This window comes from Streptomyces sp. D2-8, assembly GCF_023184515.1.
Classification (GTDB): Bacteria; Actinomycetota; Actinomycetes; order Streptomycetales; family Streptomycetaceae; genus Streptomyces.
The window spans coordinates 110,311-126,753 of the sequence record NZ_JAAHBP010000018.1 but is presented as its reverse complement, the minus strand read 5'-3'; the positions used below and the strand labels follow the sequence as shown (position 1 = coordinate 126,753).

The window sequence follows — 16,443 nt, the reverse complement described above, 5'->3', positions numbered from 1 at the left end:
CCATGACCACCATCACCCAGGCGCCCGGTAGGGGCGGCGCCGCCGAAGCGAAGTCCGCAACCGGCCGTGCTCCGCGGCGCCGTGGGCTGCTGCGCTGGCTCTTCGTCGCTCCCGCGCTCGCCTACATGGCGCTCTTCTTCGGCTACCCGCTCGTCCGCAACATCGTGATGAGCTTCCAGCACTACACGCCGAAGACGTACTTCACCGGTGAGGCACCGTTCAACGGTCTCGACAACTGGCGCGCCGTCTTCGCCAACGAGCTGTTCACCGACGCCCTGTGGCACACGGCCCTGTTCACGGTGGGCTCGCTGCTCGGCCAGTTCACCGTCGGCCTGGCCCTCGCCGTCTTCTTCTCCCGCCGCTTCCGGCTCTCCGGCTTCGTGCGCGCCATCCTGCTGCTGCCGTGGCTCGTGCCCATGGTCGTCTCCGCCGTCGTCTGGCGGCGCATCCTCGACCAGGACCACGGCATGCTGAACACCGCCCTCCACGCGGTCGGCCTGGTCCCGCAGGACGGCGTGCCGTGGCTGAGCAGCCCCGGCGTGGCACTGCTGTCGGCGGTCCTGGTCAACATCTGGATCGGCATCCCGTTCAACATGGTCATCCTCTACGGCGGTCTCCAGGAGATCCCGCGCGACCTGTACGAGGCCGCGTCGCTCGACGGCTCCGGCCCATGGCGGACGTTCCGCAGCATCACGCTGCCGATGCTGCGCCCGGTGATCACCGTCGTGGTCGTGCTGGGCTTCATGTCGACGGTGAAGATCCTCGATCTGATCCTGGCGCTGACCTCGGGCGGGCCGGCGGACTCGACTCAGACGCTGGGCACGGTCACGTACCGGCTCTCCTTCCTTCAGCTCGACTTCGGCCAGGGCGCCGTGGTGGGCAACGTCCTGATCGTCATCAGCGCGGTCTTCGCCGTGCTGTACCTGCGGGCCGACCGCGCCGACTTCGGCAAGGGGAAGTGACCGACGATGAACCGATCGACGATGAACCGATCGACGAAACGACCGGCGAGCCTTCTCCGCATGCGTTCGGTGGGGAACACCGGCGCCGCGCTGCTGATCCTCGCCGTGCTGCTCTTCCCCGTGTACTGGATGCTCAACACCGCCCTCCAGCCCGAGTCGAGCATCGCCGCCACCGAGTGGTTCCCCGTCTCACCGTCCCTGAAGAACTTCGACACGGCGATCAGCACCCAGGGCGGCTCGCTGCTCACCAGCTTCGTCGTCGCACTCGGTGCCGTCGTCGTCTGTCTCGCCCTCGCCGCGCCCGCCGCGTACGGACTCGCCCAGTTCCAACTCCGCGGCGGGCAGGGCATCGTCTTCGCGACGCTCATCACGCAGATGGTTCCGGGCATCGTCATCGCCAACGCCCTCTACGGCGCGTACGCGCAGCTCGACCTCGTCAATTCCTATCTGGGGCTGATCCTGGCGGACGCCTCGCTCGGTCTGCCGTTCGCGGTCGTGCTGCTGCGGGCGTTCATGGTGTCGATCCCGGGCGAGGTCGTCGAGGCCGCGATGGTGGACGGGGCGAACCGCTTCACCGCGTTCGTGCGGATCGTGCTGCCCATGAGCCGCAACGCCCTGATCACGGCGGGACTGTTCACCTTCCTCTTCGCCTGGTCGGACTTCATGTTCGCGCTCACCCTCAACACCACGGACGACGTCAAGCCCATCACGCTCGGCATCTACCAGTTCGTCGGCGCACATGTCAGCGACTGGGGCGCGGTCATGGCGACCGCGGTGCTCTCCGCCGTACCGGCCGCGATCCTGCTCGTCGTCGCCCAGAAGTACATCGCCGCCGGGATCACCGGCGGATCGGTCAAGTAGGGCGGTTCTCCCTGTGAGTTTCTCCGAGACCAAGTCCACCGAGTCCACCGGGTTCCGTGAATTCCCCGAGTTCCCGGCCGGCTTCTTCTTCGGTGCCGCCACGGCCAGTTACCAGATCGAGGGCGCGTACGACGAGGACGGCAGAGGCCCGTCCATCTGGGACACCTTCTGCCGCGAGCCCGGGCGCGTCGCGGACGGCGCCACCGGTGACGTCGCCTGCGACCACTACCACCGCTACCGCGAGGACATCGCGCTGCTGCGCGAACTGGGCGTGGACGGCTACCGCTTCTCACTCGCCTGGCCGCGTGTCCAGCCGACCGGCTCCGGCCCCGCCAACGCGGCGGGGCTGGACTTCTACGACCGGCTCGTCGACGAGCTGCTGGCCTCCGGCATCTCCCCCGCCGCCACCCTCTACCACTGGGACCTCCCCCAGGCCCTGGAGGACCGGGGCGGCTGGCGGGTACGGGAGACGGCGGAGCGGTTCGCCGAGTACGCCGGGGTGGTCGCCGCCCGGCTCGGCGACCGGGTGGACCGCTGGATCACGCTCAACGAGCCCTTCTGCAGCGCCTTCGTCGGCTACGCGGCGGGCGCCCACGCCCCGGGCGCCCGCGAGGGCCGCGGCGCGCTCGCCGCCGCACACCATCTGCTCGTCGGCCACGGGCTGGCCGTGCACGCCCTGCGCGCGGCGGGGGCACGGGAGGTCGGGATCACGCTCAACCCCGACCGGCTGCTGCCGGCCACGGACTCTCCCGCCGATCTGGCCGCCGTACGCCGCGTCGAGACGCTCCACAACGACGTGTGGTTCGAGCCGCTCTTCGCCGGGCGCTACCCGGAGCACGAAGCCGAGACCTGGGGCGAGCTGCTCCCCTCCGGCAACGACTCGTACCGCCTCGACGGCGACCTCGACCTCATCGGCGCGCCGCTCGACTTCGTCGGCATCAACTACTACCGGCCGATCACCGTCGCCGACGCCCCGTACCGCGCCCCGGACCCGGCCACCCGCACCGCGGTCGACGTCCGGGCCGAGGAGACCTGGCGCGGCGACGTCCGCCACACCACCATGGGCTGGCCCGTCGTCCCGCACACCTTCACGGATCTGCTGGTCGACCTGGCCGAGCGCTATCCCGCGCTGCCACCGCTCGTGATCACCGAGAACGGCTCGGCCGAGGCGGACACCGTCGACGCCGACGGCCGGGTCCGCGACGTGGAGCGGGTCGACTACCTCCACAGCCATCTGGACGCGCTCGCCGCCGCCCTGCGCGCGGGCGTCGACGTGCGCGGCTACTACGTGTGGTCGCTGCTGGACAACTTCGAGTGGGCCCGCGGCTACGGCCAGCGCTTCGGCATCGTCCGCGTCGACTACGACACACAGACGCGCACCCCCAAGGACAGCTACCGCTGGTACCAGCGGCTGATCGCCGCGCACCGCGCCCGCACCACCCCTGGTGAGGACCCTCGATGAAGTTCACCGACGGCTACTGGCTGATGCGCGAAGGCGTCCAGGCGTCCTGCGCCGCCGAGGTCGCCGACGTCCGTTTCGAGGAGGACCGGTTCACGCTGCATGCGCCGGTGCGGCACGTCACGCGCCGCGGCCAGACCCTCAACAGCCCGCTGCTGACCGTCGAGTGCTGGTCCCCCGCCGAGGGCGTGATCGGCCTTCGTTCCACCCACCACGCGGGCGCCGCCGAGCGCGGCCCGGAGTTCGCGCTGCACACCGAGCCCGGCCACGCGGCGAAGGTCACCCGGGAGGGCTCGCTGCTGAAGCTGACGACCGGGGAGCTGTCCCTGCGGGTGGACACCGCGGCCCGGTGGCGGCTGGACTTCACCGCGGACGGTCGCGTCCTCACCTCGGCGAAGGCGCGCGGCACCGGCTTCGCGGTCCTGGGCGACGGCAGCCACCACTCGCTGGCGCAACTCACGCTCCCTGACGGCACTTGGACGCCTGTGCTGTCGGGCGAACAGGTCCGGGGGCCGGGCTGGCGACGCGAGCGGTACGGCTACGACAGCCTGCCGCTGCTTGCCCGGCCCGGCTCGGTCGTCCCGTACGGCGTGAGCGACGACGCGGCGGCGTACGACTGGGCGCACGGGGTGACACTGCGGGTCCACGCGCCCGTCGACGGTGCGACGGTCGTGACGCGGATCCCGGCCCCGGGCGCCCGGGACAGCACGGCGGCCGTCTTCCGGACGACGCGCGACGGCGACACGGTCACGGTCGACGCGGAGGGGGTATCGGGGCCGTGGCAGGTGCTGCTGGTCGGAGCGCAGGCGGAACCGGGCGACACCGGCTCGCCGGCGTCGGCCGAGCGGACCGCGCTCGGCACTCTGCTCGCCGCTCCCGCGGGCACGGCCCACCTCACGGCACTCCTCACGGGGAGCTGACACAGCTCTCACAGACAGCGCAGTCCGGAACGCAGCAACTCGTCGTGGGGCGCCGCGCCCCTGCGAGGGCGGCGGCCTCTGGCACTCCCCCGCGCCGCCGCTTTGACCTGCATGGCCGCGAAGGGCCGCACCCGCAGGGGCGTCGCTCAGTCCCGGACCGGAAGCGTCAGGCGGAACGTGCACCCGGTGCCCGCTCCGGTGTCGAGTTCGAGGCGGCCGCCGTGGCCCCGGGCGATCGCCGTGGCGATGACGAGGGCGAGGCCGCTGCCGCCGTGGTCACGGGAGCGGGAGAGGTCGACGCGGTAGAAGCGCTCGAAGACCCGCTCGGCCTCCTCCGGCGACAGTCCCGGCCCCTGGTCGGCGACTTCGGTGACGCAGATCGGCGTGCCCGTGGCCAGCGTCGGTGAGCCTCCGGTCGTCGCCCCTGCCAGGGCCCTACCCACGCGTACATCGACCGGAGTGCCCGGCGGCGTATGGACGAGCGCGTTGGACGGTGCAGCGGATGCAGGAACGGGTCGCGCAGGGCTGCCGGTTGGTCATCGCGAAGCACGGCGTGACCCTTGCGTTCGCTGTCGCGGGTCCGGATCATTCGCTTCCGCCCGGAAGACCCGCGTGGGCCGGGCATGCCGCAGCACTCCGGGGCGTCGCGGCGAAGTGAGCCGGGCCGCAGGCCACCTCAGCGGTCTTGGTGAAGTTCGCTGCTGATCCTTGGATGCGGATCGGTGGGCGGGGCCGCGCCTGGTCCATGGCGGTCCCGACCGCTGCGAGACCGGGCTGCGGGGTGGCGGGGGCTTGGGTGGAGCCTGGGTTACAGGGAGGGGCGGCGTCACCGTGCCGTTCGGCGCGCCGTGTTCTCTCGCCACTCCCGGCCGATCGATCGCATCAGGGCCGGGTATACCCCCAGGTACCGGAAGGGTTTGATGCCGAGCATGTACAGGGAGCCGAGGCGGCCGTTGGGCTTCACCAGGACGGCCATCTGGCCGCGGTAGCCGCCGTTCCCGTCGGCGACCCAGCCGATGTGCATCACCCCGTGCATGGTCTTGTTGGCGTACTCGGCGGCCCACTCGTCGTGTGTCTGGAAGACCGACGTGAAGGGAGCCGCGCTGAGGTCTGGCCCCTGCGGCCCCTCGCGCAGGTCGTCCGGCAGCCGGTCGCGCAGCGTCGCCACCCGGCCGCCGACGCCGGCGTCCGGCTTGTCCCAGCCGAGCAGCGCGCCGAGCTTCCAGCGCACCGCGAAGAGGAAGCGGCCGACGGGGTTGCCGCCGTCCGGACCGTCCTTGCCATCCGCCATCTGCTGGACCAGGTGGTGCAGGTCGTCCGGGCCGCCCGGCGTCGGCAGCGCCCACAGATCCTCGAGCCGGAAGTCGCCGGCGATCTCGTGGATCCGCCAGGCCGCGGCCCCGGCCAGGGAGGGGTCCGCGCTCGGGGCGCCCTCTCAACGATGGGTGAGCATGCCTTCCCGCAGCCGGGTGAGGGTGCGCGACAGCAGCCGGGAGACGTGCATCTGCGAGACGCCCAGACGGTCGCCGATCTGGGCCTGGGTCAGTTCCTCCACGAACCGCATGTGGATGATCGCCCGCTCCCGTTCGTCGAGCTGAGCGATCAGGGGGGCCAGGGTGTGGAAGTCCTCCACCAGTTCCAGAGCCTGGTCTTCGGCGCCGATGAAGTCCTGCAGCGCCGCTTCGCCGTCCTCACTGCCGTTGATGGTGGCGTCCAGGGAGGAGGAGTTGTAGCCGTTCGCGGCGAGGCGGGCCTCACGCACCTCCTTCTCGGGAAGGCTCATCAGCTCCGACAGTTCCTTCACGGTCGGGGTGCGCCCCAGGCGGCTGCGCAGCTCGTCCGTGGCGCGCGCGAGCTGGACGCGGGCTTCCTGCAGTCGGCGGGGCACGTGCACGGCCCAGGTGGTGTCGCGGAAGAACCGCTTGATCTCACCCACGATGTAGGGGACGGCGAAGGAGGTGAACTCGGCCTCCCGGGAGAGGTCGAACCGGTCTATCGCCTTGATCAGGCCGATCATGCCGACCTGGACGATGTCCTCCATCTCCTCCGGCCCCCGGCTGCGGAACCGGCCGGCCGCGAAGCGGACCAGGGACATGTTCATTTCGATCAGCGTGTTCCGCGCGTACTGGTAGTCCGGCGTGCCTTCCTCCAGCACCGCAAGCTGGTCGAAGAACAACCTGGACAGTTCGCGGGCATCCTGCGGCGCGACGCGAGAGGGATCGGCGACCTCCGGCAACTCGCGTGCCTGCGTCTTCGCTGCCGTCACGCTCTTGAGCACCATGACGTACCCCTCCCACGATCGAAGCCACCCGCCGCGACCGGCTGAGTGCAGCCGACGCCGCCAGGCGAATACCCCCACATCTTGCATCTACGCCCGCACGTTGAGAAAGGGAGGACCCTCGCGTCATCGAATCCGGTCAGGAGCTCACTTCCACCAGCACATGGCCGGGGGCTGGTGGGGGCCACGCCGCCGGATGGCCCATCCCACTGGTTTGCGACCTTTAACGTCATAACGTGCTCAATATGGAAAAATGCCATATCGCACCTCTTGCGTGCATCGCAGCGCTGCTCGGGACGGGCCTCGGGGCCGCCCCGCCGGCCGCCGCCCACACGGTCCATCTGGTGAAACCGGGGGAATCGATCCAGAAGGCGGTGAACACCGCCCGGCCGGGCGACACCGTTCTGCTGGCGCACGGCACCCACCACGGGAGCGTCAACGTGACCACGCCCGGCCTCACCCTGCGTGGCATGGGCCGCGGCACGGTGCTCGTTCCGGCAGCGCGCACGAGCACCGCCACCACCGCTCCGAGCGCCGGATCGGGCGCCGGATCGGGCGCCGCGAAGGACGCGAACAGCTGCGCCGCGGCCGGCAACGGCATCTGCGTCGTGGGCACGAAGGACCACAGCGTCGACGGCGTCACCATCTCCTCCCTGACGGTGACCGGCTTCGACAGGACCGGCCTCTATGCCGACGAGGCCGACGGGCTGACCGTGCAGCGAGTCACCGCGGTCAAGAACGGAGTGTGGGGCATCGCCACGGAGCACTCGGCCCGTGGTGTGTTCCGTAACAACACTGCCCGGGACAACGGCGACGCGGGCCTGTTCCTCGCCAACACGGTGACGGAGGAGCAGGGTGCCACGGACACCGGGGGAACGGTGGTGGAGCGCAACCGGCTGGAGGGCAACCGGATCGGCGTCACCGTCCGCCGACTGCGCAACCTGACCGTCGCGGGCAACCGCCTCACGGGCAACTGCGCGGCGGTATTCGTCGTCGGCGACGAGAACAAGCCGAAGGCCGGCTTCGTGACCGTGCGGGACAACCGCATCGAGCGCAACAACAAGTTCTGTCCGAAGACCGCCCGGCTGGACGCCCTGCAGGGATCCGGCATCGTCCTGACGGGCGCCGAGGACAACCTGATCACCCGTAACGTGATCAAGGACAACGTCGGCAGCTCCCCGCTGTCGGGCGGCATCGTCGTGTTCAAGAGTTTCGTGGGCACCACCAGCGAGCGGAACCGGATCAGCGACAACCTGCTGCAGGGCAATTCCCCAGCAGACCTGGTCAACACGGACCCCGGTAGCGGCAACACGTTCCACGGCAACTCGTGCCGCTCGTCCCAGCCTGCCGGCCTGTGCTGACCGTTCCACCGTTGCCTTTCGCGGAGCCAAGAGACTCCGCGAATGCCCAGAAATCCTTGTGCTTCAGGTGATCCAAGTAGAAAGGCGGCACATGACGACCACTCAGCCCGCACCTCCGCCGTCCATGCGGCTGCGGGAACTCGCATTCGGGGCGGCATGTGCCGCCGCCCTCCGCGCGGCCGCCCGGCTGGGCGTCGCCGACGCCCTCGGTGACGACCCCATGGCCGTGGAGGACATCGCGGCCGCGGTGAAGGCCGAGCCCCGCCCGCTGCGACGGCTCCTGCGAGCCCTGTCCTGCTACGGCGTCTTCGCCGAACGCCCGGACGGGACGTTCGCGCACACCGACGTCTCCCGGCTGCTGCGCGAGGACGACCCCAACAGCCTGCGCGCCATCTCGCTGTGGTGCACCGAACCATGGACCTGGGACGTCTGGCCGATGCTGGACGAGGCGGTGCGCACCGGCCGCAACGTGGTGGAGGACCTGTACGGCAAGGAGTTCTTCCCCTACCTCAACGAGGACGCCCCGGAGTCGGCTGACGTCTTCAACCGCGCCATGACGACCTCCAGCGTGCAGTCGGCGCGCGACGTGGCAGAGTTTCTCGATCTCACGGGGAACGCGTCGGTGGCGGACATCGGCGGCGGCCAGGGGCATGTGGTGGCGAGCCTGCTGGACAAGTACCCCGCCATGCACGGGACGCTGCTCGACCTTCCCCGGGTGGTGGAGAACGCCCTGCCGAGACTGCGCGCGGGCGGCGACCTCGCGGACCGTGCGCGGGTGGTGCCCGGAGACGTCCGGACGGCCGTCCCGGTGAAGGCCGACGTCTACGTCATCAAGAACATCCTGGAGTGGGACGACGAGAGCACGGCCCGCACGCTGCGCAACGTCCGCGAGGCGGGCGGCCCCGGCACGCGGGTCGTGGTCATCGAGAACCTCGTCGACGACTCGCCCTCGATGCGGTTCAGCACCGCGATGGACCTGCTGCTGCTCCTCAACGTCGGCGGGGCCAAGCACACCACCCAGAGCATGGTGGACCGGCTGACCGAGGCGGACCTGGTCATCGACGACATCAGTCCGGTCAATCCCTATCTGCACGCGTTCGACTGCCACGTACCCGGCTGACCGAACGCCTCCTCCGTCCACAGACCACCGGTGGCCGGGCCCGCAGCGTCGCGGGCCCGGCCACCGGTGAGGGGCGGCGGGGGTCAGCCGGCCGGCTCGCGCTCCCAGAGGTAGAAGCGCTGCGCCATGGCGTCCTTCGGGGAACGCCAGGTGTCGGGGTCGTACGCGCTGACGTACGCGGCCAGCCGCTCGCTGACGTCCCGGAACTCGGGATGCCCGCTGATCTCGGCGATGGCGGACCCGGGCTCGCGCTCGGACTCGATCAGGTGCATGTACACATCGCCGAACTGGAAGAGGCTGCGCCGGGTCACGCCGACGAGCCGCGGCAACTCCCCACGGTCGGACTCCTCGAACACCTTGGCGATGTCGGGCGCCGAACCCGGGGCCATCCGGGCGACGATCAGAGCTTGGTGCATGGGGTGTTCTCCGTCCGGCTCAGTCGGTCAGACCGCGGGTCGCGCCGTGCTCCGCGGCCATCTTCTCGATGCGGTCGCGGATCAGGCCCAGCTGCACCTTGGAGTTGCGGTTGATGTTGTCCGTCATCCACTCGTCGTCGACCGGCGCCTCCGGCTTCATCGCGAAGTCCTGCGTCCAGACCATCCGCGTGCCGGCCGGCACCTCCTCGTACCGCCAGTGGATGTCCATGTGGGCGAAGGGACCCGTCTCGACCCGGCGGGCCCTGACGGTGAGCGTGTCGCGGTCCGGCTCGCGCTCCGAGACCCAGCTCCACACGGTGCCGTTCTCGTCCGGGTGCATCGTCAGCCGGAAGGTCGTCTTGTGGCCCTCCCGGGAGAGGATCTCGACGGAGGCGTACTCGCTGAACAGGCGCGGCCAGTTCTCCAGGTCGTTGGTCACCTCCCAGACCAGGTCCAGCGGCGCCGCGATGGTGATCTCGTTCTCTGTGTGTCCGGTCATCTCACGCTCCTGTCAGGAGGGCACTGTTGACGAGGTCGAGGAACTGCCGGGGCGACTTGGAGCGTTCGGCGTCGGGGGGCATCGGCGTGCCGTACCGGTTCTCCAGCTCGCCCACGATGCCCAGCAGGCCCAGCGAGTCGACGCCGAGGTGGTCGAAGGCCGCCTCGTCGCGGCGGAGTTCCTCCGGAGCGACGGTGACACCGGTGCACTTCTTCATGAGCTCGGACAGCTCTTCCACAGTGATGCGGTCAGTCATGCCAATCCCTTCCTCTCCTGTTCCACGGCGCCTCGCTACGAGGCGTCGGTGGCGCCGTGCCGCAGCACCAGCGCCGAGTTCGACCCCATGAGTCCGCGGCTCAGAAGCAGCGCCGTGCGTACCTCGGCGGTGCGGGCCTGACCGGTCACGAGGTCGAGGTCGTGGCAGATGTCGAAGACGTTGGGGGTGGGTGGGATCACGCCGTGCTCCATCGCGAGCACCGCGGCAGCGGCGTCCATGAGCGGTGCCGCGCAGTAGCCGCGGCCGATCCCGGTCTTCGGCGCGGTGACGGGCACCCGGGTGCCATGGACCCCGAGAGCATCGGCGATGGCCAGGGCCTCAGCCCGGTCCGCCCGCGGTACGCCGAGGGCGTCGGCGAAGACCACGTCGATCTCCTCGGGCGCGCAGTCGGCCTCCGCCAGGGCTCCCCGGACGGCCTGGGCGAGCCCTTCCCTGGACTCCTCCCAGCGGGAGGCTCCCGTAAAGGTCGCCGCGTGTCCGGCCAGGTGGGCCCGTACGCGCGCGCCCCGTGCCCGGGCCGCGCTCTCCGCCTCCACCACGACCATGGCTCCGCCCTCTGCGGGCACGAACCCGCAGGCAGCGGACGTGAACGGGCGGTAGGCGCGGGTCGGGTCGTCGACCGTGCTGAGTTCCTCGTAGCCGAGTTGGCAGACCACCGAGTAGGGGGCGATCGGCGCCTCGGTCGCCCCGGCCACGATCACGTCGGTGCCGCGCCGCACCGCTCGCGCCGCGTGGGCGAGGGCGTCCAGGCCGCCGGCCTCGTCGGCGGCGACGACCGAGCAGGGACCCTTGAAGCCGCGGCGGATGGAGATCTGGCCGGTGCTGGCGGCGTAGAACCAGGCGATGGACTGGTACGGGCCGACGAAGCGACTGCCCTTGCCCCACAGCTGCTGGAGTTCACGCTGCCCGAACTCACCGCCGCCGGAGCCGGCCGCGGTGACCACGCCCACGGAGAAGGGCGCGCCGTCGGTCTCGGGCCGGTGGAGCTGGGCGTCCTCCAGCGCGAGGTCGGCCGCGGCCATCGCGAAGTGCGTGAACCGGTCGGTCTGGACCAGGAAGCGCTCCTCGATCGCGGCCGCCGGGTCGAAGTCGCGGACCTGGCCCGCCACGCGCAGCGGCAGATGTTCACAACCCTCGCGGGTCACCCGGTCCAGGACGCTGATGCCTTCCCTGGTGGACTTCCAGAAGGTCTCGGTACTGGCTCCGTTGGGCGCGACCACGCCGATTCCCGTGACGGCCGCGCGCCGAGCATGGGGTTCGCTCATCGTGTCTTCTCCCTCGGCCGGTTCATGACCACCGCGGACTGGAAGCCGCCGAACCCGCTGCCCACCGAGAGCACACTGGAGAGCTTGCGCTCGCGGGCCACGCGCGGGACGTAGTCCAGGTCGCACTCGGGATCGGGCGTCTCGTAGTTCGCCGTCGGCGGTACCACCTGGTGAGTCAGGGCCAGCACACAGGCGACCAGTTCGATCGCTCCGATGGCGCCCAGGGAGTGGCCCACCATCGACTTGATCGAGCTCATGGGAGTGTCGTAGGCGTGCGGGCCCAGGACCCGTTTCACCGCGGCGGTCTCGTGGCGGTCGTTCTGCTTGGTGCCCGAACCGTGCGCGTTGACGTAGTCGATCGCGGTGGGATCGAGCCGTGCGTGGTCGAGGGCGTCCTCGATGGACCGGGCCATCTCCAGGCCCTCACTGGTGAGGCCGGTCATGTGGTAGGCGTTGCCGAACGTGGCGTACCCGCCGAGCTCGCAGTACACGTGGGCGCCGCGGGCCCTGGCGTGCTCGAGCTCCTCCAGGACGAGTACGGCGCCACCCTCGCCCATGACGAAGCCGTCGCGGTCCGCGTCGAAGGGACGCGAGGCGTGGGCCGGGTCGTCGTTGTTCGGGGAGGTGGCCTTGATCGCGTCGAAGCAGGCCATGGTGATCGGGGAGATCGGCGAGTCGGAGGCGCCGGCTATGCATATGTCCGCCCGGCCCTCCTCCACGGTGTGGAAGGCGTATCCGACCGCGTCGAGTCCGGAGGTGCAGCCCGTGGAGACGGTCTGCACCGGGCCGCGCGCCCCGAACCGCTCCGCCACCGTCGAGGCGAGGGTGCTGGGCGTGAAGGCGCGGTGCAGCTCCGGGGCCGCCTCCTCGTGGTCCACGTCCCAGCGCTGCCCGTGGTGGCTGACCAGGACGTAGTCCTTCTCCAGCCGCGTGGTGCCGCCGACCGCGGTACCCAGGGAGACGCCTACCCGCCAAGGGTCTTCGGCGGCCAGGTCGAGACCGGCGTCCCGTACCGCTTCGTCCCCCGCGACCAGGGCGAACTGGATGTAGCGGTCGCACCGTTCGACGTCCCGCGCGTCCAGCCCGTGGGCCGCGGGATCGAAGTCGCACTCGGCGGCGATCCGCGAACGCAGACCGGACGGGTCGAAGAACGTGATGGCCCGTGTCGCCGTACGCCCGTCCGCCAGGAGACTCCAGAACGCCGGTACGCCTATGCCGCCGGGAGCGACGATGCCTATGCCGGTGACCGCCACTCGTCTCGTCATGACCTGACCTGCCGTCGTTCGGCCGCCTCCGCCCCCACCACTGCGGACCCGGCGTCGGTTTCCTCGGTGTCGACGTGGCCCAGCGGCGGGCTCGGGGCCAGTGGGCCGAGGTGGAAGACCATCCGGGCCTCCACCTGGCCGACGTTGCGGAAGCGGTGGCGCACGTTGATGGGAATCAGCAGCCCCTGCTCGGGCTGGAGCGGGTGCGGCTCACCATCCAGGTCCACCTCCAGCTGCCCGCACACCACGTACACGAACTCCTCGGAGTACGGGTGGTAGTGCTCAGCGATTCGGTCGCCGGGCTGGATGAGGGCCACTCCCATGAAGCCACTGGTGGCGCCCACCGTGGCGGGAGTGAGCATGGCGCGCAGGTCACCGCCTCGCCGGCAGTTGGACTCGACCTCGCTCATGCTCACGATTCTGGGACGAGATGTGATCACGCGTTCCTCCGAATGGTGTGCTGCTCCAACGCGGGAGAGGCGGGAACCGCCTCTCCCGCCGGATGACGAATCAGGCGTCGGGCGACCGGCGGTCGGTGACGAGGTCCATGCGCGCCAGTTCGAGGCAGCGCGCGAGGCTGTCGTCCTTCGACGCGGACGCGCTTCTGCCCGTGGCCTCGTCGAGGAGAGTCGTCAGCTCGGCCACCCGCGCCGCGTCGGACAGACCGAGAACCTGGACGGGTTCGGCGGCCTCGAGTCCGCCGTGCACGTCGATGAGCCGTACGACGACGTCGTCACGCTGGAAGATCGTGCTGCGCAGGATCGGGCTGCGCGGGTCGTCCGCCGCCGCCTCGTCCTGCCGGGCCAGGAGTTCGGCCAGCTTCATGCCGAGTTCCGGCCGCGCCGGGTAGTACAGGGCGTACCGCTCGGCCCGCGAGTCCTGCCGCCCTGCCGTCACATGGTGGACGGCCGGCAGCGCGGCCCTGGTGAAGAAGACCCGGGCGGACTCGGGGTCGTTGAGGTCCCGGTCCTGCTCCAGATGGGGATTGATGGCCTCCTCGACGGCCCTCACCTCGGGCTGCCGGGCGACGTGGCGCAGCGCGGCCAGCAGGTCGCCCCGCACCTCGACGGCCCGCACCACCCGGTTGCCGTGCATGAACAGCGAGGTGCGGCACAGCCGGGTGGTGTCGTCGACCTTCGGCTCGGGCGAGGCGTAGTCGGCGAGGATCTTGGCGACGATTTCCTCGCTGCCCGGCTTGACCGTGAAGGTGAGCGCGTGCCGGATCAGACCGTCACCGACCCTGGGGGCCGTCTGGAGCCGGCGCTCCGCCTGGCCCGCGTCGTTCGCCGGGCCGCCGGTCTCGCGGACGACGTGGAAGCGCAACGACCGGGTGTCGCGCACGCAGCTGTGCAGCGGCTCGACCATCCGCACGTGTTCCTCGCTGTTGACCCAGGCGAGGAACGGCGGGGCGCTCTCCCACTCACTGGTGATGAGCCACTGGGAGGGGTTTTCGATCGACTGGCACAGCTGGTCGCTGACATGCCCGGGGACGGACGCGACCTGGTGGCACAACTGTTCGTAGGCCTCGAGAAACTCCTGCTGGGCTCCGTCGTGGACGTCGACCAGGAGGACGACCCGGAGCCGGGAACCGTCGAACACGGACTGGGAGACATGGTGCGACGCCTGTCGCGCCCGCGAACCTGCCACCCGTTCGGAAGTGGTGGTCATCCTGCGCACAACTCCTTCGCGGAGGGGAAAGTGAACGTTGGCCGCAGTGATGCGACGTCAGCGTTTCTCGATCCTGTGCCTGTCCCCGCGCATCGCGCGACTCGGATGAAGTACGTGAGTGGCCGGCCGGGAGGCGGTCAGCCGAGACGCGCGAAGAGAAGCAGGCCATCCGCGTGGTCCTCGGCCTGCCGGTCGCGCTCCCCCGCATGGGTGATGAGCCCATCCGCGCCTCGGTGGTGTCCCCGTACGCCCGCCGGCTGAGAAGCTCGCCATCGGCGCCAAAGGCGCCGATGGCGAAGGGGGCGGATGCGGCCGCGGGACTCAGGCGATGGCCAGCCCGCTCCTCAGGACCTGGCGCAGCACCGCCTCGGCGTCGGCGTCCGGACCCGGCGACCGCCATACGACGAACCCGTCGGGCCGGACGAGTACGGCACCCCCGGGGCCCGTTCCGTGGCGCTCCGCCCAGTCGGCGTCGCCCTCCGGCACCAGGTCGGCCTGTGCTCCGTCGCCCACCCGGTACGACCTGAGCGGGAGGGCCAGCTCGTCGGCGAGGCGGATTGCGGCCTCGTGCCATGCGTTCGGCTCGTCGGCGCCACTGAGCAGCACGAGGGACCGCTCGTAGAGGTCGAGCGTCGAGATCCGTTCGTCCCCGCGACGCACCCACAGGTGAGGCGCCCTGCTGCCGGGTCCGCCGGACAGGTCGAGGCTCTCCGGCACCACCGGGACCGCGGGATCGGCGCCGACGACGGCGCCCTGCGGGTAGCGGTAGCCGAGGGCCACGTTGAGGATGCCCTGCCGGGGGCCACCGCCGCCGGCTCCGGGCGGCGCGGCGAATCCGGGATGGCTGTGCTCGGCCGACCGGGCCGCGGCCCGCGCGCTGGTGGCCTCGGCCACGGGACGGCGCTCGGCGTCGTACGTGTCCAGCAGTTGCTCCCCCGCCCAGCCGTCGAGCACCGCGGCCAGCTTCCAGGCGAGGTTGTGCGCGTCCTGGATGCCGGTGTTGGAACCGAAGGCTCCGGTGGGGGACATCTCATGAGCCGAGTCACCGGCCAGGAACACACGTCCCGACCGATAACTGCGGGCGACCCGCTGAGCGGCGTGCCACGGCGCCTTGCCGGTGATCTCCACGTCGAGGTCGGCGACCCCGACCGCCCGGCGGATGTGCTCGACGCACCGCTCGTCCGTGAACTCCTCCAGGGACTGGCCCTCTTCAGGGTGCCACGGGGCGTGGAAGACCCAGTTCTCGCGGTTGTCCACCGGCAGGAGGGCGCCGTCGGCCTCCGGGTTCGTCAGGTAGCAGACGATGAAGTGGCGGTCACCCACGATGTCGGCGAGACGGCGGGAGCGGAACGTGAGGCTGACGTTGTGAAACAGGTCGCCGGGCCCGCTCTGGGCGATGCCGAGTTGCTCACGCACGGGACTGCGCGGTCCGTCTGCGGCGACGAGATAGTCCGCGCGGATGGTGGTGTGCTCGCCCGTCTCGCGACTCTTGACCACGGCGGTCACACCGGTGGAGTCGCTGTCGAAGGACATCAGCTCGGTGGAGAACCGCAGGTCGCCTCCGTGCCCGCGGGCGTGCTCGAGCAGGACCGGCTCAAGGTCGTTCTGGCTGCACAGGCACCAGGCGCTGGGGCTGAAGCGGGCCAGACCGCCGCCCGGGTCGATGTCCTTGAACAGCCACTCGCCCGCGTCGCCGACCAGGGTGGGCGCCTGGAGGATGCCGTGGTTGACGGCAAGGGTGGCGGCCGCCTCCTGGATCGCCTTCTCGACACCCGCCACCCGGAACAGTTCCATCGTGCGGACGTTGTTGCCGCGGCCTCGCGGGTGGATGGAGGTGCCCGCGTGGCGCTCCACCAGCACGTGCGGTACTCCCAGCCGTCCCAGGAACAACGAGGTTGCCAGGCCGACCAGGGAGCCGCCCACGATGAGGACCGGGACGCTGATGGTCTGGGGGCCCGTCTGCCCGGCTTGTTCGTTCGTCACTCTCGCCTCCAGCGCGTCGATGCCGCCGACCCAGCCGGATACGGCGGAGATCCTCATGCATGCCCCCGGAAGCTGACGGCGGCTCAGGCTTCACCCGCCTGCTTCGCGA

The 16,443-nt window shown here is 70.6% G+C and carries 16 protein-coding genes and 1 pseudogene; 6 read left to right on the top strand and 11 right to left on the bottom strand.

The genetic code is table 11. From position 1 onward, the window contains the following. Window positions 1–2 precede the first annotated feature (2 nt). From G3I77_RS27820 to G3I77_RS27805, 4 genes are read left to right on the top strand one after another with little or no spacing between them, the layout of a single operon-like run. Window positions 3–962, top strand: a complete 960-nt coding sequence (locus G3I77_RS27820; protein ID WP_248508049.1) for a carbohydrate ABC transporter permease — start codon at window positions 3–5, stop codon at window positions 960–962. A gap of 60 nt (window positions 963–1,022) precedes the next feature. Further along, window positions 1,023–1,823 carry a carbohydrate ABC transporter permease gene (locus G3I77_RS27815; protein ID WP_248508048.1) on the top strand — a complete coding sequence of 267 codons (801 nt, stop codon included), beginning with the start codon at window positions 1,023–1,025 and terminating at the stop codon, window positions 1,821–1,823. Window positions 1,824–1,836: 13 nt separating this feature from the next. Continuing rightward, entirely contained in the window at window positions 1,837–3,285 is a 1,449-nt protein-coding gene (locus tag G3I77_RS27810; protein WP_248508047.1) for a GH1 family beta-glucosidase, read from the top strand. Then, on the top strand, window positions 3,282–4,202 hold the full coding sequence (locus G3I77_RS27805) for a hypothetical protein (protein ID WP_248508046.1): 921 nt from the start codon (window positions 3,282–3,284) through the stop codon (window positions 4,200–4,202). Before G3I77_RS27810 ends, G3I77_RS27805 begins: the two co-directional genes overlap by 4 nt. 146 nt (window positions 4,203–4,348) lie before the next feature. Here G3I77_RS27805 and G3I77_RS27800 read toward each other — a convergent pair. From G3I77_RS27800 to G3I77_RS27790, 3 genes and pseudogenes are all read right to left on the bottom strand, one after another. Further along, a pseudogene (locus G3I77_RS27800) lies at window positions 4,349–4,681 on the bottom strand (ATP-binding protein); the annotation flags it as partial. Window positions 4,682–5,028: 347 nt separating this feature from the next. Then, complete coding sequence (locus tag G3I77_RS27795) at window positions 5,029–5,610, bottom strand: DUF2867 domain-containing protein (RefSeq protein ID WP_248508136.1); 582 nt, start codon at window positions 5,608–5,610, stop codon at window positions 5,029–5,031. A gap of 27 nt (window positions 5,611–5,637) precedes the next feature. Beyond that, entirely contained in the window at window positions 5,638–6,483 is an 846-nt protein-coding gene (locus G3I77_RS27790; protein WP_248508044.1) for an RNA polymerase sigma factor SigF, read from the bottom strand. A 242-nt stretch (window positions 6,484–6,725) separates the two neighbouring features. Here G3I77_RS27790 and G3I77_RS27785 point away from each other — a divergent pair, with 242 nt between their 5' ends. Next, window positions 6,726–7,841: a nitrous oxide reductase family maturation protein NosD gene (locus G3I77_RS27785; protein ID WP_248508043.1), complete on the top strand. Its 1,116-nt coding sequence runs from the start codon at window positions 6,726–6,728 to the stop codon at window positions 7,839–7,841. A gap of 91 nt (window positions 7,842–7,932) precedes the next feature. Further along, complete coding sequence (locus G3I77_RS27780; RefSeq protein ID WP_248508042.1) at window positions 7,933–8,961, top strand: methyltransferase; 1,029 nt, start codon at window positions 7,933–7,935, stop codon at window positions 8,959–8,961. 83 nt (window positions 8,962–9,044) lie between these two features. Here G3I77_RS27780 and G3I77_RS27775 read toward each other — a convergent pair whose 3' ends face one another. The 8 genes from G3I77_RS27775 to G3I77_RS27740 form a co-directional block, all read right to left on the bottom strand. Beyond that, window positions 9,045–9,377, bottom strand: a complete 333-nt coding sequence (locus tag G3I77_RS27775; RefSeq protein WP_248508041.1) for a TcmI family type II polyketide cyclase — start codon at window positions 9,375–9,377, stop codon at window positions 9,045–9,047. A 19-nt stretch (window positions 9,378–9,396) separates the two neighbouring features. Next, a complete protein-coding gene (locus G3I77_RS27770; RefSeq protein WP_248508040.1) occupies window positions 9,397–9,876 on the bottom strand; it encodes an SRPBCC family protein in 480 nt (159 codons plus the stop codon). 1 nt (window position 9,877) lies between these two features. Next, window positions 9,878–10,132, bottom strand: coding sequence for an acyl carrier protein (locus tag G3I77_RS27765; RefSeq protein ID WP_248508039.1), 255 nt, complete (start codon window positions 10,130–10,132; stop codon window positions 9,878–9,880). Between the two features lie 35 nt (window positions 10,133–10,167). Beyond that, window positions 10,168–11,418, bottom strand: a complete 1,251-nt coding sequence (locus G3I77_RS27760; protein WP_248508038.1) for a beta-ketoacyl synthase N-terminal-like domain-containing protein — start codon at window positions 11,416–11,418, stop codon at window positions 10,168–10,170. Then, window positions 11,415–12,683, bottom strand: a complete 1,269-nt coding sequence (locus tag G3I77_RS27755; RefSeq protein WP_248508037.1) for a beta-ketoacyl synthase — start codon at window positions 12,681–12,683, stop codon at window positions 11,415–11,417. The genes G3I77_RS27760 and G3I77_RS27755 overlap by 4 nt, the downstream gene beginning before the upstream one ends. After that, complete coding sequence (locus G3I77_RS27750) at window positions 12,680–13,093, bottom strand: cupin domain-containing protein (RefSeq protein ID WP_248508036.1); 414 nt, start codon at window positions 13,091–13,093, stop codon at window positions 12,680–12,682. Before G3I77_RS27750 ends, G3I77_RS27755 begins: the two co-directional genes overlap by 4 nt. Before the next feature lie 100 nt (window positions 13,094–13,193). Further along, window positions 13,194–14,351 (bottom strand): SchA/CurD-like domain-containing protein, encoded by a 1,158-nt coding sequence (locus tag G3I77_RS27745; RefSeq protein ID WP_248508035.1) that lies wholly within the window; start codon window positions 14,349–14,351, stop codon window positions 13,194–13,196. A gap of 321 nt (window positions 14,352–14,672) precedes the next feature. Next, complete coding sequence (locus G3I77_RS27740) at window positions 14,673–16,391, bottom strand: FAD-dependent monooxygenase (RefSeq protein ID WP_248508034.1); 1,719 nt, start codon at window positions 16,389–16,391, stop codon at window positions 14,673–14,675. Between the last annotated feature and the right edge of the window lie 52 nt (window positions 16,392–16,443).

Excerpts from the sequence above, each read along its gene's own strand:
- G3I77_RS27820 (WP_248508049.1), top strand. The coding sequence starts at position 3 with ATGACCACCATCACCCAGGCGCCCGGTAGGGGCGGCGCCGCCGAAGCG.
- G3I77_RS27815 (WP_248508048.1), top strand. The coding sequence starts at position 1,023 with ATGCGTTCGGTGGGGAACACCGGCGCCGCGCTGCTGATCCTCGCCGTG.
- G3I77_RS27805 (WP_248508046.1), top strand. The coding sequence starts at position 3,282 with ATGAAGTTCACCGACGGCTACTGGCTGATGCGCGAAGGCGTCCAGGCG.
- G3I77_RS27790 (WP_248508044.1), bottom strand. The coding sequence starts at position 6,483 with ATGGTGCTCAAGAGCGTGACGGCAGCGAAGACGCAGGCACGCGAGTTG.
- G3I77_RS27785 (WP_248508043.1), top strand. The coding sequence starts at position 6,726 with ATGGAAAAATGCCATATCGCACCTCTTGCGTGCATCGCAGCGCTGCTC.
- G3I77_RS27780 (WP_248508042.1), top strand. The coding sequence starts at position 7,933 with ATGACGACCACTCAGCCCGCACCTCCGCCGTCCATGCGGCTGCGGGAA.
- G3I77_RS27775 (WP_248508041.1), bottom strand. The coding sequence starts at position 9,377 with ATGCACCAAGCTCTGATCGTCGCCCGGATGGCCCCGGGTTCGGCGCCC.
- G3I77_RS27770 (WP_248508040.1), bottom strand. The coding sequence starts at position 9,876 with ATGACCGGACACACAGAGAACGAGATCACCATCGCGGCGCCGCTGGAC.
- G3I77_RS27765 (WP_248508039.1), bottom strand. The coding sequence starts at position 10,132 with ATGACTGACCGCATCACTGTGGAAGAGCTGTCCGAGCTCATGAAGAAG.
- G3I77_RS27760 (WP_248508038.1), bottom strand. The coding sequence starts at position 11,418 with ATGAGCGAACCCCATGCTCGGCGCGCGGCCGTCACGGGAATCGGCGTG.
- G3I77_RS27755 (WP_248508037.1), bottom strand. The coding sequence starts at position 12,683 with ATGACGAGACGAGTGGCGGTCACCGGCATAGGCATCGTCGCTCCCGGC.
- G3I77_RS27750 (WP_248508036.1), bottom strand. The coding sequence starts at position 13,093 with ATGAGCGAGGTCGAGTCCAACTGCCGGCGAGGCGGTGACCTGCGCGCC.
- G3I77_RS27745 (WP_248508035.1), bottom strand. The coding sequence starts at position 14,351 with ATGACCACCACTTCCGAACGGGTGGCAGGTTCGCGGGCGCGACAGGCG.
- G3I77_RS27740 (WP_248508034.1), bottom strand. The coding sequence starts at position 16,391 with ATGAGGATCTCCGCCGTATCCGGCTGGGTCGGCGGCATCGACGCGCTG.